Annotated in this window: 20 protein-coding genes; 11 read left to right on the top strand and 9 right to left on the bottom strand. The window is 38.2% G+C overall.

Going from position 1 to position 14,105, the window contains the following annotated elements:
* Nucleotides 1-126: 126 nt before the first annotated feature.
* Genes cydP through CDG56_RS03165 form a run of 5 tightly spaced genes read left to right on the top strand, consistent with a single transcriptional unit; the run spans nucleotide 127 to nucleotide 3,454 of the window.
* On the top strand, nucleotides 127-318 hold the full coding sequence (gene cydP / locus CDG56_RS03145) for a cytochrome oxidase putative small subunit CydP (RefSeq protein WP_004677296.1): 192 nt from the start codon (nucleotides 127-129) through the stop codon (nucleotides 316-318).
* The gene (locus CDG56_RS03150) at nucleotides 318-1,895 is read left to right on the top strand and encodes a cytochrome ubiquinol oxidase subunit I (RefSeq protein ID WP_005160020.1); all 1,578 of its coding nucleotides are present in this window, start codon (nucleotides 318-320) and stop codon (nucleotides 1,893-1,895) included. The genes cydP and CDG56_RS03150 overlap by 1 nt, the downstream gene beginning before the upstream one ends.
* Nucleotides 1,892-3,037 (top strand): cytochrome d ubiquinol oxidase subunit II, encoded by a 1,146-nt coding sequence (cydB, locus tag CDG56_RS03155; protein ID WP_087546913.1) that lies wholly within the window; start codon nucleotides 1,892-1,894, stop codon nucleotides 3,035-3,037. The genes CDG56_RS03150 and cydB overlap by 4 nt, the downstream gene beginning before the upstream one ends.
* A 14-nt stretch (nucleotides 3,038-3,051) precedes the next feature.
* Entirely contained in the window at nucleotides 3,052-3,153 is a 102-nt protein-coding gene (cydX, locus tag CDG56_RS03160; protein WP_002120988.1) for a cytochrome bd-I oxidase subunit CydX, read from the top strand.
* Nucleotides 3,154-3,157: 4 nt separating this feature from the next.
* The gene (locus tag CDG56_RS03165) at nucleotides 3,158-3,454 is read left to right on the top strand and encodes a cyd operon YbgE family protein (RefSeq protein ID WP_087546914.1); all 297 of its coding nucleotides are present in this window, start codon (nucleotides 3,158-3,160) and stop codon (nucleotides 3,452-3,454) included.
* 140 nt (nucleotides 3,455-3,594) lie between these two features.
* On the opposite strand, the gene CDG56_RS03170 is transcribed toward CDG56_RS03165, so the two are convergent.
* The 6 genes from CDG56_RS03170 to CDG56_RS03195 form a co-directional block, all read right to left on the bottom strand.
* Nucleotides 3,595-4,116: a GNAT family N-acetyltransferase gene (locus CDG56_RS03170; RefSeq protein WP_171295089.1), complete on the bottom strand. Its 522-nt coding sequence runs from the start codon at nucleotides 4,114-4,116 to the stop codon at nucleotides 3,595-3,597.
* A gap of 61 nt (nucleotides 4,117-4,177) precedes the next feature.
* A complete protein-coding gene (locus CDG56_RS03175; RefSeq protein WP_005160013.1) occupies nucleotides 4,178-4,855 on the bottom strand; it encodes a DUF2057 domain-containing protein in 678 nt (225 codons plus the stop codon).
* A gap of 222 nt (nucleotides 4,856-5,077) precedes the next feature.
* The gene (locus CDG56_RS03180; protein WP_087546915.1) at nucleotides 5,078-5,674 is read right to left on the bottom strand and encodes a nitroreductase family protein; all 597 of its coding nucleotides are present in this window, start codon (nucleotides 5,672-5,674) and stop codon (nucleotides 5,078-5,080) included.
* Between the two features lie 174 nt (nucleotides 5,675-5,848).
* The gene (gene ftsY / locus CDG56_RS03185; protein WP_087546916.1) at nucleotides 5,849-6,967 is read right to left on the bottom strand and encodes a signal recognition particle-docking protein FtsY; all 1,119 of its coding nucleotides are present in this window, start codon (nucleotides 6,965-6,967) and stop codon (nucleotides 5,849-5,851) included.
* 119 nt (nucleotides 6,968-7,086) lie between these two features.
* Complete coding sequence (locus CDG56_RS03190; protein ID WP_087546917.1) at nucleotides 7,087-7,416, bottom strand: hypothetical protein; 330 nt, start codon at nucleotides 7,414-7,416, stop codon at nucleotides 7,087-7,089.
* A gap of 107 nt (nucleotides 7,417-7,523) precedes the next feature.
* Nucleotides 7,524-7,883, bottom strand: coding sequence for a hypothetical protein (locus CDG56_RS03195; RefSeq protein WP_005160009.1), 360 nt, complete (start codon nucleotides 7,881-7,883; stop codon nucleotides 7,524-7,526).
* A 233-nt stretch (nucleotides 7,884-8,116) separates the two neighbouring features.
* On the opposite strand from CDG56_RS03195, the gene CDG56_RS03200 reads away from it, so the two are divergent.
* The 3 genes from CDG56_RS03200 (at nucleotide 8,117) to CDG56_RS03210 (ending at nucleotide 9,593) form a co-directional block, all read left to right on the top strand.
* Complete coding sequence (locus CDG56_RS03200; RefSeq protein WP_004662320.1) at nucleotides 8,117-8,350, top strand: hypothetical protein; 234 nt, start codon at nucleotides 8,117-8,119, stop codon at nucleotides 8,348-8,350.
* Nucleotides 8,351-8,650: 300 nt separating this feature from the next.
* Complete coding sequence (locus CDG56_RS03205; RefSeq protein ID WP_005160000.1) at nucleotides 8,651-9,022, top strand: DUF2750 domain-containing protein; 372 nt, start codon at nucleotides 8,651-8,653, stop codon at nucleotides 9,020-9,022.
* Between the two features lie 139 nt (nucleotides 9,023-9,161).
* Entirely contained in the window at nucleotides 9,162-9,593 is a 432-nt protein-coding gene (locus CDG56_RS03210; protein WP_005159997.1) for a CBS domain-containing protein, read from the top strand.
* A gap of 62 nt (nucleotides 9,594-9,655) precedes the next feature.
* On the opposite strand, the gene CDG56_RS03215 is transcribed toward CDG56_RS03210, so the two are convergent.
* Nucleotides 9,656-10,870, bottom strand: coding sequence for an aspartate aminotransferase family protein (locus CDG56_RS03215; protein ID WP_087546918.1), 1,215 nt, complete (start codon nucleotides 10,868-10,870; stop codon nucleotides 9,656-9,658).
* A 163-nt stretch (nucleotides 10,871-11,033) separates the two neighbouring features.
* Between CDG56_RS03215 and grxD the strand changes: the two genes are divergently transcribed.
* Nucleotides 11,034-11,375: a Grx4 family monothiol glutaredoxin gene (gene grxD, locus CDG56_RS03220; protein ID WP_004662328.1), complete on the top strand. Its 342-nt coding sequence runs from the start codon at nucleotides 11,034-11,036 to the stop codon at nucleotides 11,373-11,375.
* A gap of 51 nt (nucleotides 11,376-11,426) precedes the next feature.
* Here grxD and CDG56_RS03225 read toward each other — a convergent pair whose 3' ends face one another.
* Complete coding sequence (locus tag CDG56_RS03225; RefSeq protein WP_087546919.1) at nucleotides 11,427-11,750, bottom strand: hypothetical protein; 324 nt, start codon at nucleotides 11,748-11,750, stop codon at nucleotides 11,427-11,429.
* Between the two features lie 80 nt (nucleotides 11,751-11,830).
* On the opposite strand from CDG56_RS03225, the gene CDG56_RS03230 reads away from it, so the two are divergent.
* Together CDG56_RS03230 and CDG56_RS03235 are read left to right on the top strand one after the other, a co-directional pair.
* The gene (locus CDG56_RS03230; protein WP_087546920.1) at nucleotides 11,831-12,259 is read left to right on the top strand and encodes a guanosine-3',5'-bis(diphosphate) 3'-pyrophosphohydrolase; all 429 of its coding nucleotides are present in this window, start codon (nucleotides 11,831-11,833) and stop codon (nucleotides 12,257-12,259) included.
* A gap of 54 nt (nucleotides 12,260-12,313) precedes the next feature.
* Complete coding sequence (locus tag CDG56_RS03235; RefSeq protein WP_005216426.1) at nucleotides 12,314-13,231, top strand: LysR family transcriptional regulator; 918 nt, start codon at nucleotides 12,314-12,316, stop codon at nucleotides 13,229-13,231.
* A 26-nt stretch (nucleotides 13,232-13,257) separates the two neighbouring features.
* Here the strand turns inward: CDG56_RS03235 and map are convergent, their stop codons facing one another.
* On the bottom strand, nucleotides 13,258-14,052 hold the full coding sequence (gene map / locus CDG56_RS03240) for a type I methionyl aminopeptidase (RefSeq protein ID WP_087546921.1): 795 nt from the start codon (nucleotides 14,050-14,052) through the stop codon (nucleotides 13,258-13,260).
* Between the last annotated feature and the right edge of the window lie 53 nt (nucleotides 14,053-14,105).

The raw sequence follows: 14,105 nt of genomic DNA on the forward strand, positions 1-14,105 counted from the left end.
ATCCATATAATTAATTGATTTTTATAAAAATATTAAATTAATTCATTTTAAAGCCCTTAAAGGTTTATTTTTAATGGATTTTATTTAATAATGTTTTACATGTTTTTAAATATGAGGCGAAGTTCTATGAACATGAGTTCTCAAGATCCAAATCGAAGATTAATCAGAGAGATCACAATCATTCTTATTATTAAAGTTGTGCTTCTCATGGTGGTTAAACATATCTGGTTTGATGCCCCAACGATTCCAAAAGATTTTAACAATGAAGTTGCCGAGCGTATTGCTGGCGATATGTCCAAAACTCAGGAGACACGTTGATGATTTCTGAAAGCGTGGTCGATCTTTCGCGGTTCCAATTCGCAATGACCGCAATGTATCACTTTCTTTTCGTCCCTCTAACTTTAGGTCTAGCTTTTATTCTTGCCATCATGGAAACCACTTATGTGATTTCTGGTAAAGAAATTTACAAAGACATGACCAAATTTTGGGGGAAACTCTTCGGGATTAACTTTGCCTTAGGTGTAACTACTGGTTTAACGATGGAATTCCAGTTTGGTACCAATTGGGCTTATTATTCTCACTATGTAGGCGACATCTTTGGTGCACCGCTTGCAATTGAAGGCCTAATGGCTTTCTTCCTAGAATCGACTTTTATTGGTCTATTCTTCTTTGGCTGGGATCGTCTTTCTAAAGTTCAACACTTAGGTGTAACTTGGCTAGTGGCGATTGGCTCTAACATGTCAGCCTTGTGGATTCTCATCGCAAATGGTTGGATGCAAAACCCTGTTGGTGCCGCATTTAACTATGAAACCATGCGTATGGAACTTGTAGACTTCGGAGCGTTGATTTTCAACCCAGTCGCTCAAGTAAAATTCGTACATACCGTTTCTGCCGGTTATGTCACAGGTGCAGTTTTTGTACTCGCCATCTCAAGCTATTATATGCTAAAGAAACGTGATATGCCCTTTGCTCGTCGCTCTTTCGCGATTGCTGCAATTTTTGGTTTAGCTTCAACTTTCTGCGTCATTTTACTTGGTGATGAATCAGGTTATGAATTGGGTGATGTGCAAAGAACTAAACTCGCTGCAATTGAAGCTGAATGGCACACTGAACCCGCACCTGCCGCATTTACTTTATTTGGTATTCCTAACCAAAAAGAAATGCGTACCGATTATGCAATTAAAATTCCATATGTTATGGGAATCATTGCAACTCGCTCGACAGACAAAGAAGTTACTGGCTTACATGACTTGATGAAAGAGCATGAAATCCGTATTCGTAATGGTATGGTGGCGTATAGCGAATTAACAAAACTCCGTGCAGGCGATCAGTCCCCAGAGTTACTTGCATCATTTCAAAAAAATCAAAAAGACTTAGGCTATGGTCTGCTATTAAAGAAATATACACCGAATGTTGTTGACGCAACTGAAGAACATATCAAAGCAGCAACTAAAGATACCATTCCAAATGTCGCTGCATTGTTTTTCTCGTTCCGTGCGATGGTGGCTTCTGGTGCATTAATGTTATTACTTTTCCTACTGGCTGCGTGGTCAGTCGCTAAACGTAATGCCGAAACAAAACCGTGGTTACTTAAATTTGCTCTATTTGCTCTTCCACTACCATGGATTGCAATTCAAACAGGTTGGTATGTAGCTGAAGGTGGTCGTCAACCATGGTCTATTGGTGAAGTTTTACCAACACATCTATCTGCATCTTCTTTAAGCACAGGTGATGTATGGGGATCAATTATTGCACTTGCTGCGTTCTATACGGTACTGCTCATTATTGAAATGTACTTAATGATCAAATTTGCTCGTTTAGGTCCAAGTTCGTTGCACACTGGTAAATATCATTTTGAAAAACTAGCTGCAAAAACTGGGGAGGCTCAATCATGATCGAATATGAACTCCTAAAAATTATTTGGTGGGTATTGGTTGGTGTATTACTGATTGGCTTTGCCCTCACCGATGGTTTTGATATGGGCTCAATGGCACTGATGCCATTTGTAGGTAAAACTGATTCTGAAAGACGTGCTGCAATCAATACGATTGCACCACACTGGGATGGTAACCAAGTCTGGTTTATTACCGCTGGTGGTGCACTTTTTGCTGCATGGCCAATGGTTTATGCTGTCGCTTTCTCTGGCATGTACTGGGCATTACTACTCGTTCTATTTGCGCTATTCCTCAGACCCGTTGGATTTGACTATCGTTCTAAATTAGAAAATACCCAATGGCGTACTTCTTGGGATTGGGGTCTATGCATTGGTGGTGCTGTACCAGCACTAGTATTCGGTGTTGCATTTGGTAACTTATTTTTGGGCGTACCATTTAGCTTAGACGACACCTTACGTTCTGAATACACAGGCAGCTTCTTTGCATTATTGAATCCATTTGCACTTGTCTGTGGTATCGTGAGTTTGTCAATGTTATCTGCTCATGGCGGCGCATGGTTAATGCTTCGTACTGATGGTGATTTACATAACCGTTCGGCTAAAGCAACTCAAATTATGGCAATCGCATTCCTTGTATGTTTCTTAGCGGCTGGCGCTTGGTTATTGTTTGGAAATATCTCAGGCTATAGTTATGCTACTGCTGTTAATACTAATGCTGCATTAAACCCACTTGCAAAAGAAGTGGTAACAAATGCAAACCATGGTTGGTTGAATAACTACTCAACTTACCCAATTACTATGGCTGCACCAATTGTTGCAATCCTAGGTGCATTATTGGTTATTCTTAGTGCTGGAAAACGTAAGGCAGCTGCAAGCTTTACAGGTACGAGTCTGATGATTGTGGGTGCGATCTTAACTGCTGGTTTTGCATTATTCCCATTCTTATTGCCATCAAGTATCAACCCAACATCAAGTTTAACGATGTGGGATGCTGTTTCAAGTCACAAAACTCTTGGTGTAATGACTGTTGCTGCTTGTATTTTTGTTCCTCTCATTTTGATCTATACCTCTTGGTCTTATTACAAAATGTGGGGTGTCATCACTAACAAACACATTGAAGAAAATTCACATAGTTTGTACTAATGAGGAGATGTGAAATGTGGTATTTTGCATGGATTCTAGGCATTTTGATGGCATGCTTCGCAGGTGTACTCAGTGCACTCTATATCGAACACCATCAAGATTTAGATGAGGAATAATAAAATGGCTGAAGCAATGACAACACCGAAGAATAGTAAAGCTCAAGTGCTTGCAATGACCGTTTCGTTTTTGTTGGCATTGCCACTTGCTGCTATTTTATTGGTACACCCATCATTAATGTTAGATGCCAATGGTCACTACAACCACAGTATACTGATGTTCGTCATGGTCGGTATTTCTGGCGGTTTTATTCATGGTGTTGGGTTTATACCAAGATTTTGGTTATGGAAATGGTTATTTAGTCCTTATATTGCATGGCCTCTGATGATTTTAGGCTATTATATTTGGATTGGTAATTAATCTTTAACAAATCAAATAAAAAGAGGAAGCATGGCTTCCTCTTTTTTGTGTCGTTTGAATGATCATTTAATAACATACAAAGTAATTACAATGTAATTTAAAATATTGAGTAATAAAATTTTTAATTTATAATCAATAGACTATATGATCGTCTTTTTCATTTCAATTAACTGAATTGGTACCAACGGCTGACCTACATTTGCATTTACAGGATAAGGCTCTGTATGACCTGTAATTTGATAACCACGACGCTGATAATATGCGATTAACTCAGAGCGAACATCCAAGACATACATAATTAAATCACGAACTTCCGAACAACTCTGTGCAACATATGCTTCAACATAATTGAGCATTTGTTTGCCATATCCTAAGTTTTGAACCGATGAATCAATCGCAAAAGTTCCAATTTCAACAGAATTATGATCAAGACTGAGTCCAATACAAGCAACTAACAAACCTTGTTCATTCTCGCCAACAAACAGTTTAAAATTGGATCGGCTCAAGTCTCCATTCAATTGCTCATTAGTAATGCGTGTTCCATCTACAAATGCTTTTTCGGTGGTCCAACTTCGCTCAGATTGAGCCCGATAAGCCAAATTGATTAATTCAACCAATTGCGCTACATCATCATTTTTTGCAGTTCTAATGTTTAAAGACATTTCTATTTTATACGCTCAATAAAAAACCGATGATAACATCGGTTCTTTTACAGTGGAGCAATTAGTTCGTTTGCCCTGCTAACCACGCCATAAATTTTTGACGCTCAGCTTTTGATGCTTTTTGCCACAAGTCTACGAGTTGCTGATCTGTGGTTTTTATATTGCCCGATACTGCCGTTGTTGCTGTTACAGCAACAGGTGCTACACTTGTTGTCGAAGCTGCATATACGGGTGCAGGTTGATTCACGACATTATTTTTGTTTTTTTGGGTTAAATCTAAAGTACGACCTAGTAAACTATTACCTGAAAACCACGGTTGAGCTTCATTATTTGCACCTGTTTGCTGTACTACAAGTTTTTTGCTTTGATCATATAAAGCAACCGTAGGCTGTTCAGCAAATTTTTTTGCTTCACTAAAGTCTTTTGGAGCATTTACCAGTGCCAACGTATAAGACCTATTATCTTGTAGGTCAGATGCCTGAATAGTGACAACACCTGACTTGACAATGTCATGCTCACCATTTAAATGTTCAAAATATTCACGGTAACGTACATTCAGTGTCAAATTACCAGCATCAACCTGATAGTTGTTTTTCTTTGAAGGAATTAACCCATTATTTACTTCTTGACCATTTACCGCAAGAATCACGATTTCTTCAGGTGCAGTGATTGTGACTGCCGAAAAAACTGAACTACTCAATAATAACCCGAAAGCAGCAACACCAACTCTTAAAGACATTAGACTCTTCTCGATATAAACAATTTATGAAATCGTAAGCACTATGCTCTGCGATTATGACCATTTTATGACATAAAATAAAACTGTCTATTCCAACAATTTGGCTTTTTAAGATATATACATCAATTCTAATGCTAAGCGCCATAGTTCTTTTGGCGAATACAAACCCTTAAATAAAAAAAGAGCACATTGAGTGCTCTTTTTAATGAGACGTATATTTACTTAGTTAAAAGTTTTGAAACGTGCAGCATCATCCATATAGGTTTTTTCACCAGCAGCCGCTTCAATAGAACCGAATACTAACTGTGCACGTAGTTTCCAGTTTGATGGAATATCAAAAGTTTCAGCCACTTCAGCATCCACGATTGGATTATAGTGCTGTAATGATGCACCAACACCAATTTCAGATAATGCAGTCCATGTTGCGAACTGTGCAATTGCACTTGAATGTTCAGACCAAACTGGGAAGTTATCCGCATACAATGCGAATTGCTCTTGTAAACCTTTTACAACATCTTGATCTTCATAAAATAACACCGTACCAAAACCTGCTGAGAAACTATCAATTTTCGCGCTAGTATTTGCAAATGCTTCTGCTGGAACCATTTTACGTAAAGTTTCGCGAACAATTTCCCAAAATTTATGGTGTGATTCACCATATAAAGTTACAACACGTGAAGTTTGAGAGTTGAATGATGATGGGCTTTGTTTTACTGCTTCGCGAATTGTTTCTTCAATCGTTGCTTGGTCAACTGTAAGATTTTTACCAATTGCATAAATGGTACGACGTGATTTAATGCTATTTAGAAAGTTACTCATGTTGTTATTCCTACTATACCTTTAAGGCGTTATCTTGGATTGAATGTAGTGTATAACGATACATTTTTTAGGAATAGTCTAAAAAATACGACATATCGTTTTATTTTTGAAACAATACTATTTTTGAAATATAAAAAACTCCACATTGAGTGGAGTTTTTTTAACGTAAACTAATTACTTATCAGTTTCAAACAACGCAGCAACGAAAGACTTAGCTGAGAATGGGCGTAAATCATCAATCTTTTCACCGACACCGATATAACGAATTGGCACATGGGTACGGCTTGCGATATTAAATAACACACCACCTTTCGCTGTACCATCAAGTTTAGTAATCGTAATACCCGTTAAGCCAACCGCCTCATCAAACAGTTGTACTTGGTTAATTGCATTTTGGCCTGTTCCCGCATCTACAATTAACATAATTTCATGCGGTGCCGTTGCATCAATCTTCTGCATCACACGTTTAACTTTTTTCAACTCTTCCATAAGATTTGATTTATTTTGCAAACGACCTGCTGTGTCAGCGATTAGAACATCAATACCTTTCGCACGCGCGCTTTCAAAAGCATCAAAGATAACCGACGCACTATCAGCACCATGCCCCTGAGCGACAACTGGAATATCGTTACGTTCACCCCAAATTTGTAGTTGCTCAGTCGCTGCAGCACGGAAAGTATCACCCGCCGCTAGCATGACTTTTTTACCTTCACCTTGTAAACGTTTAGCCAGTTTACCAATCGTCGTCGTTTTACCTACGCCATTTACACCCACCATTAAAATCACATAAGGCGATTTATTTGGATCGATATGTAATGGTTTTACACGTGGCGCCAGTAATGCAACCAACTCTTCTTGTAATGCTTTGTAGAGCGCATGCGAATAAATTAAATCTCCACGCGCAGTTCTTTCAGTAAGATTGGCGATAATAGTTTTGGTCGCATCGACACCAATGTCGGCGATGAGTAGCTGTTCTTCAACTTCTTCTAATAACTCATCATCAATTTCTTTGCCACCAATTAAGATATTGACCACACCATCCGTAAAACTACGACGCGTTTTAGCCAAACCATCCTTCATACGACCAAAGAAACCCGTTGACTTGGCTTCTTCTGTAATAGCAGGAACAGATGTTTCTTCCACAACTACAGGTGATGGCGTTTCAACACTATTTTTAGCTACTGGCTCAATAATGGGAACATCGACAGCAGGTAAACTTGGTAATGTGACATCGTCATCTCCGATATCGGCATTTATCAAGAATTTATTTTGCATATTCGATTGCTGTTGCATGTCGATTCCTTGAGAAAAAAAGCAGCTTTTTTAAAGATGGTCAGTCTAGCACAAATTGATTTCTTTTTCCTGACTAAGGCAAACTGTTCATTTATAAATAGAAATGAGTCGATTAAAACTTATTCATCTTCTTGTGCCATCGCTGGGTACTCTTTGATTCGACTAGATTCAAATTGATAAGCGTTCAAAAGCTTTAAATAATCTTCACGGCGAATCTGAGAATTTTCCAGTATATGTACTGCCATTTGTTGTGTTTTAGGATGAGTGGCTTGCTGTGAAAACTGAAGTACTTGTTGATATTGCAAAGGATTGACAGGAAGTTTCAATGCATAAAATGCAAGGATAAAAATAGACAAAATAATGATACTGACCAAAGCATTATAAAATTGGTCAATTTTCAACCCCAATTTGGATTGTAAAAATTTATGTTTAGAAATTATAGACAGCATAATCTACCTCGAATTAGATGTAGTGTATGTGTCTAGCTCGCTTAGGACAAGTGTAGCGTTCAATAATTCACCGGTAGTAAGTTTATTGAACGCTCATATGATATTAATCAACTCATCAGCGAACGGACAAAGGCGAAATATAAAATAAATGCAATAATCACAAGTGCCAAAAATATAGCAAACATCCCTACACCACTTTCAGCATCAGCTGGATGTAAATCATCATCATCAGCAATACGTTTCAACTCGCCATTGTAAATATCATAAAACCGATCTTTTTGTTCAGGGCTTAAATGACTTGCGAAATCGTAAACTCTTTTACGCTGTGCTAAACAATAGTCACCTAAGTGAATCTCCTGATGAAAGATTGCCTCATCGAGTAATTTACGGTGATGGTGAGCTAAAGCAATAATTTGGCTTTCTGCTGGCGGTACATCAAAGCTGAAGCCATCAATTACATTTGACATATTATTCTCCTTATCGATTTCTATTATTTTCACTTTGATTTTACTTAAAAATATTTGCGAGAAGTGTTTAATCGTGTAAGCTTACAAATTAAATAAAGACACGCAATATACTTGACAATTCAAGTAATGTTGTCATAATTATTTCATAATTCAGAGTTATAGTGACTTAAGTTCAAAGTAAAGTATCTTTGAATAGAATCTGAAGTAATCATAATTAAAATAAGGAGTTATATATGATTCAGCATTTTACACAACATGAACTAGAGCATGTGTATGCCAATGCAGTAAATACAATTCAATCGCAAAAAAACTTTCTAGATGCTGTGAAAGAGCTTGAACAAGTAGCTCAAGCAGGTCACGGTAAAGCAGCATTATTTTTAGCGGAACTGTATTATCAAGGTTTTCGAGTAGAACGTGATTCTTTGAAAGCTCAATATTGGCAAAAGTTAGCAACAATGCAAGCATAAGAAAACGTCACTCAGGTGGCGTTTTTTAATACCTCCTTAAAACGTACAACCTCACTCCCTCCCACGGTCTAACTTGCGCTGCATCAAAGCTTTGATTTGCTCAGGTAGCGTTAACTTTAATAAAAAAATATTTCTAGAGTCTTTCTGAATTGCTTTTATCTGATGCAAAGATTGAATAATCAAGATGATATTTTGACCCAAAAGAATATTTGCTTACGATTTAGATCAATTGTTTAAACATAAATGCCATATAAATTTCTTATAATTAAACATGAGTTTAAATAAAATTAGTTTACGAACATGTATCGTTTTAATAATTTCCAACCAGTATCACGCGAGTTGATGATTAAAATTTCAATTCTAAAAACAATGATGTATTGTGGCGTACTTTGGGGTTTATATCATCAAGGTTGGGCAATCAAGTCCGATCACGATGGTCATGTATTCCCGTTTTGGTTGAATGGCGTACAAGCACACCGTTATGCAAAATCAAATTGGAAAAATTATAAACCACGTAAAATTACACCTAAAGATTTTCATGAATCACTATTACCAACCTTAACGCGTTTACAAGTAGAGCCTGCTTTATTTAATTCTTCGCATCGCAAATTCAAACTTTCGACACAACAAATGCAGCATTTCTTTTTTATGCAAGAACCAGTTATGGCGTAATAAATTTGCCCACCAATCATGATGACTTTTTAGACATTCACAAGAGAAAGTTATCATTGTTGTGCATTTAGGACTTTGCAATTAAAAAAAATACCGTTAAGTTAAATGAAAATGACAATACAACAGAGGTAGATAAACAATGACAAGCGTTGCCCAAGTCATCAAAAATAAAGCTGTACAATCAATTTTTACAATTTCGCCAAATGCGACTGTACTTGAAGCAATTAAAATTATGGCGGACAAAGGTGTAGGTGCACTGGTGGTTGCAGAAGATGAAAAAGTGGTTGGAATTTTCTCTGAACGTGACTATACCCGTAAGATCGCCTTGATGGAACGCACCTCAGAAAGCACACTTGTCTCGGACATTATGACATCCAAGGTCATTTCAGTCGGCTTGAACCATACGGTAGAAGAATGTCTACAGCTCATGACCGATCGTCATTTACGTCATTTACCTGTATTGGATCAAGAAAAGTTGGTGGGTTTTATCTCAATTGGTGACTTGGTGAAAGCAGCAATGGAAGATCAACGTATCCTGATTGAACAGCTTCAACAATATATCTCTGGTTAATTCTATAAAAATAAAAAAACAGGGCAATTCACTACCCTGTTTTTTATTTTAAAAACCCAGAACTATGCCTTTAGAAAGTTCTGGATTGCAGGCACAAGACGTTGCAACAGCTCATCTGCCTGAGCTTGAGTCATGTTGAGTGTGGGTAACAAACGAACCACAGAACCCGCAGTGACATTAATAATCAATTTATATTGATCACGGGCAATCGCAACAAGTTCAGCACAGTCTTTTGGTAGCTGAATACCAATCATCATACCAAAACCACGCACCTGTACATTGTAACCAGCCAATTGCGCTTTGAGTTGATTCACGATATAGGCACCGACAGTGGCAGCATTTGCGACCACATTCTCTTTTTCAAGTGTATCCAGTACCGTATAGACCACACGCGAGCCCAACACTGTGCCACCATAGGTTGAACCGTGGCTGCCTGCACCCAGTAAACCGATCGCTTTACCCTGAGTCATCACCGCCCCAATTGGAAAACCATTACCCAAACCTTTGGCTGTGGTCATCACATCAGGAACGATACTGGTGTGCTGATAGGCAAAATATTTACCTGTACGCCCATTTCCAGTCTGGATTTCATCCAGCATCATCAACCAGTTATGCTGATTACATAACGCACGGACTTCTTCCAGATAGCTAAAGCCTTGCGGTGCGGTGTTCACTCCACCTTCCCCCTGAATCGGTTCAATCAGGATTGCAACAATATCAGGATGATGGATTGCCGCTTCCTGAATCGCTTCGACATCCCCAAACGGTACACGGATGAAGCCCTGAACCAACGGCGCAAAACCCTCCTGAACCTTTTTATTTCCTGTCGCAGACAAGGTGGCCAGTGTACGGCCGTGGAAAGACTGTTCAGCAACCAAAATCTTTGGATTGACAATCCCTTGCTGGGAACCAAACTTACGGGCAATTTTAATCGCACCTTCATTTGACTCAGCACCACTATTGGAGAAAAAGATCTCTTCCATTCCAGAAACTTCAGCAAGTTTCTGGGCAGCGGCAGTTTGCCAAGGAATTTCAAATAAGTTACTGGTATGAATCAAGGTTGCAGCCTGTTCAGCAATCGCTTCCGCTATCACAGGATGAGCATGACCCAATCCACACACGGCAATCCCCGTCAAGGCATCTAAATATTCTGTCCCATCTGCCGTATATAGATACGCCCCTCGTCCTCGTACAAAGCTGATCGCTTGGCGACCATAAGTTGCCATAAGATGTGATGGTTGATCAGGTTGCACAGGAGCAAGAGTGATATTAGTCATAACAAACTCAATCTATCATTAGTTGTGGTGAAAAAAGTTATATAAGCAAAAACTTGAGTAGATTGAAAGCTCAAACTCACATTTATATAAGAAAAATCTTTAGCAATAGCCGCAAAACTGTTTTTCAGTATATAATTTACGAAGATTAGTTGAGGATCTATCTATGACGGAACAAGCGCGTGATACAGTAGCGTTAATTCGTGATCAAATTGCGAAACACCCTGTTTTACTTTACATGAAAGGCACTCCACAATTTCCGCAATGTGGTTTTTCTGCGCGTGCAGTTGAAGCACTTAGCCAAATTGGTCGCCCATTTGCCTATGTAAATATCTTGGAAAATCAAGATATTCGTACAACATTACCTCAAATTGCTAACTGGCCTACTTTCCCACAATTATGGGTAAACGGCGAGCTCATTGGTGGTAGCGATATCATGCTTGAAATGTTCCAAAATGGTGAGTTAAAGCCATTAGTTGAACAGTATAGCCCTGCTCCTGAAGCATAAGCTAAAAAATGAAAGCCAATCAAATGATTGGCTTTTTTATTACAATGAGTTTTAGTTTAAGCTAAAACCAACATACCGAAACATACCTTCCACCCCTAAATCGGCTTTGTAAATTTGTAGATTTGGATAGTTCGCCTGAGTAATGGTCTTATAAATATTCATACTTGGATCTTCATGAATTTCATCAACCGACTGTGGTAGAACTTCTTCAAAACGATCAGCAATAAATTCAAAACCTAAATCCATAGCCATGAATAAAGTATGCTCACACGGCTGAACATACTGTTCTTGTTCCCAATCTAAAACAGCTTGATGACAATATGGACATGCAATGTTTTGAGTCGCATCGATCACGTTTATAAGTTGGTATGTCATAATTTTAAAGCATAGAAAATTTGGATTTAGTTTAAAAGAATACGATTTGTGAATCTATCTGAATAACAGGGATTTAAATTATGGCAACACTTGAACAAGCGATTTCACTAGCTGCAAAACAACATGAAGGGCAAGTAGATAAAGCAAATGCCCCTTATATATTGCATCCATTAAGAGTCATGTTAAATGTTCCTACAATTCAACATAAAATTGTGGCCGTTTTACATGATATTTTAGAAGATACAGAAACAACGATTGAAGATTTATACCAATTCGGTTTTCAAGAGCATCTCATTGACGCAATCGTCGCACTCACTAAAAAACAAGGAGAAACTCGTCTAGAAGCAGCTCAACGAGCGCGACAAAATCCAATCGCACGTGTTGTTAAATTAGCAGATATCAATGACAATATGGACTTATCTCGCATTCAATCACCAACAGTCAAAGATTTTGAGCGTTTGAAAGAATACCAACAGGTTCGAGATTTATTATTACTCCAAAATGTTTAATAATCTCTTTTATAATGATTCACCCTAATCACAAAAGCTGGAGTTTATAGCGTAATGCTAACGGATTTAGATGATTTTTATTGCTTTGCCCTTGTTGTCGAACATGGTGGTTTTAGTGCGGCTGAAAGAGCAACTGATATTCCTAAATCCAAATTAAGTCGCAGAGTTTATAATCTCGAAGAACAGCTGGGTGTACGCTTAATTCAACGTAGTTCACGACACTTTGCCGTTACCGATATTGGTATGGATGTTTATCGTCATGCTCAAGTGATGATGAATGCAGCCCAAGCTGCACATGATGTTGTCAATCACTTAAGTAGCGAACCACGCGGTGTAATTAAAGTCAGTGTTCCAGTTGATATTGCACAAAATCAAATGGCGAAAATATTACCGAGCTTTTTAAAGAAGTACCCTGAAGTTCGGGTTCAAATGATGGTAAGCAATCGCAGAATTGATGTAATTAACGAAGGCGTTGATCTCGCCTTACGTGTTCGCTCTAAGCTAGACGATGACCCTAATTTAGTTTTGCGTCAGTTTACAGCAATTGAGCAACGTCTATTTGCTAGTCAAGCTTATTTAAATGAATTCGGTCATTTAACAACGCCAGAACAATTATCTGAGCATCGTATTATCAGTATGTCCGAAGAACATCTAGATCAACACTTTTTATTATTTGGACCTGAAAATCAACAAAAGAAAATTAAAGTAAATCCTGTCATTATGGGTTCGAATTTGTTGATGCTTGCGGAATTGGCAAGTCAAAATTGTGGAATTGCTTTATTACCAGATAGTATTGCACAAGATTTCACAAAATCAGGGCAATTGGTCAAAGTTTTACCTGAATGGACTGCCCCACATGGTATTTTCCATGCCGTTTATCCGTCACGTAGAGGTCTATTACCCGCTGTACGAGTCTTTATCGATTATTTAGTAGAACAATTAACAGAGTCACCGAATAAAAAAAGAGCTTAAATCATTCAAGCTCTTTTTTAAATACATTACACCGTTGGATAGTGTCCTGTTCCATTTGGCCAAGGTGTTAACAACTCAAAACCATCATCAGTAACAACAATCATATGTTCCCATTGTGCTGATAAGGACTTATCTTGTGTCACCACAGTCCATCCGTCATTCAGTTCTTTCACATGTCGTTTACCAGCATTCACCATCGGTTCAATCGTAAATACCATACCCTTTTTCAAGGTCATGCCCTGTCCTTTTTGACCATAATGCAAAATATTCGGCTGTTCATGATAGATACGACCAATACCATGACCACAATATTCTCGGACAATACTATAACCTTCACGTTGCGCAACGGATTGAATTGCATAACCAATATCACCGAGTGTCGCACCTGGTTTTACCGTATGAATCCCTGCAAGCATTGCTTCATAAGTTGTTTCCACCAGTTTCTTGGCTTCTGGGCTCGGCTCGCCCACAAAATACATACGGCTGGTATCCCCAAAATAACCATCTTTGATTACAGCAACATCGATATTTAATATATCGCCTTCTTGCAAAATTTTCTTTGCGGAAGGAATTGCATGGCACACTTCTTCATTAACTGAAATACATGTCGTCTTGGTAAAACCGTGATATCCCACATTGGCTGGAATCACCTGCAAAGTATTTACGATATAGTCGTTACAAATATCGTCTAAATATTCAGTTGAAACGCCGGGCTTAATATAATCACCAATCATTTCTAATACTTGTGCCGCTAAACGTCCTGAGATACGTAATTTCTCAATATCTTGCTCAGATTTAATCGTCACAGTAGAAGCTCTCATTCGAGATTTTCCTTATTTAAATATAGGTTAATGCAACATGCAGATTCATTTTT

The sequence above is a fragment of the Acinetobacter sp. WCHA39 genome, from assembly GCF_002165385.1.
In the GTDB taxonomy this organism is placed as follows: domain Bacteria; phylum Pseudomonadota; class Gammaproteobacteria; order Pseudomonadales; family Moraxellaceae; genus Acinetobacter.

Bases quoted from the DNA above. Each gene is read 5' to 3' on its own strand.
- CDG56_RS03190 (WP_087546917.1), bottom strand. From the start codon at position 7,416: ATGCTGTCTATAATTTCTAAACATAAATTTTTACAATCCAAATTGGGG.
- grxD (WP_004662328.1), top strand. From the start codon at position 11,034: ATGACGGAACAAGCGCGTGATACAGTAGCGTTAATTCGTGATCAAATT.
- CDG56_RS03200 (WP_004662320.1), top strand. From the start codon at position 8,117: ATGATTCAGCATTTTACACAACATGAACTAGAGCATGTGTATGCCAAT.
- cydX (WP_002120988.1), top strand. From the start codon at position 3,052: ATGTGGTATTTTGCATGGATTCTAGGCATTTTGATGGCATGCTTCGCA.
- cydB (WP_087546913.1), top strand. From the start codon at position 1,892: ATGATCGAATATGAACTCCTAAAAATTATTTGGTGGGTATTGGTTGGT.
- CDG56_RS03180 (WP_087546915.1), bottom strand. From the start codon at position 5,674: ATGAGTAACTTTCTAAATAGCATTAAATCACGTCGTACCATTTATGCA.
- CDG56_RS03165 (WP_087546914.1), top strand. From the start codon at position 3,158: ATGGCTGAAGCAATGACAACACCGAAGAATAGTAAAGCTCAAGTGCTT.
- CDG56_RS03170 (WP_171295089.1), bottom strand. From the start codon at position 4,116: ATGTCTTTAAACATTAGAACTGCAAAAAATGATGATGTAGCGCAATTG.
- cydP (WP_004677296.1), top strand. From the start codon at position 127: ATGAACATGAGTTCTCAAGATCCAAATCGAAGATTAATCAGAGAGATC.
- CDG56_RS03205 (WP_005160000.1), top strand. From the start codon at position 8,651: ATGTATCGTTTTAATAATTTCCAACCAGTATCACGCGAGTTGATGATT.
- ftsY (WP_087546916.1), bottom strand. From the start codon at position 6,967: ATGCAACAGCAATCGAATATGCAAAATAAATTCTTGATAAATGCCGAT.
- CDG56_RS03175 (WP_005160013.1), bottom strand. From the start codon at position 4,855: ATGTCTTTAAGAGTTGGTGTTGCTGCTTTCGGGTTATTATTGAGTAGT.
- CDG56_RS03195 (WP_005160009.1), bottom strand. From the start codon at position 7,883: ATGTCAAATGTAATTGATGGCTTCAGCTTTGATGTACCGCCAGCAGAA.
- CDG56_RS03210 (WP_005159997.1), top strand. From the start codon at position 9,162: ATGACAAGCGTTGCCCAAGTCATCAAAAATAAAGCTGTACAATCAATT.
- CDG56_RS03230 (WP_087546920.1), top strand. From the start codon at position 11,831: ATGGCAACACTTGAACAAGCGATTTCACTAGCTGCAAAACAACATGAA.
- CDG56_RS03150 (WP_005160020.1), top strand. From the start codon at position 318: ATGATTTCTGAAAGCGTGGTCGATCTTTCGCGGTTCCAATTCGCAATG.
- CDG56_RS03215 (WP_087546918.1), bottom strand. From the start codon at position 10,870: ATGACTAATATCACTCTTGCTCCTGTGCAACCTGATCAACCATCACAT.
- CDG56_RS03235 (WP_005216426.1), top strand. From the start codon at position 12,314: ATGCTAACGGATTTAGATGATTTTTATTGCTTTGCCCTTGTTGTCGAA.
- map (WP_087546921.1), bottom strand. From the start codon at position 14,052: ATGAGAGCTTCTACTGTGACGATTAAATCTGAGCAAGATATTGAGAAA.
- CDG56_RS03225 (WP_087546919.1), bottom strand. From the start codon at position 11,750: ATGACATACCAACTTATAAACGTGATCGATGCGACTCAAAACATTGCA.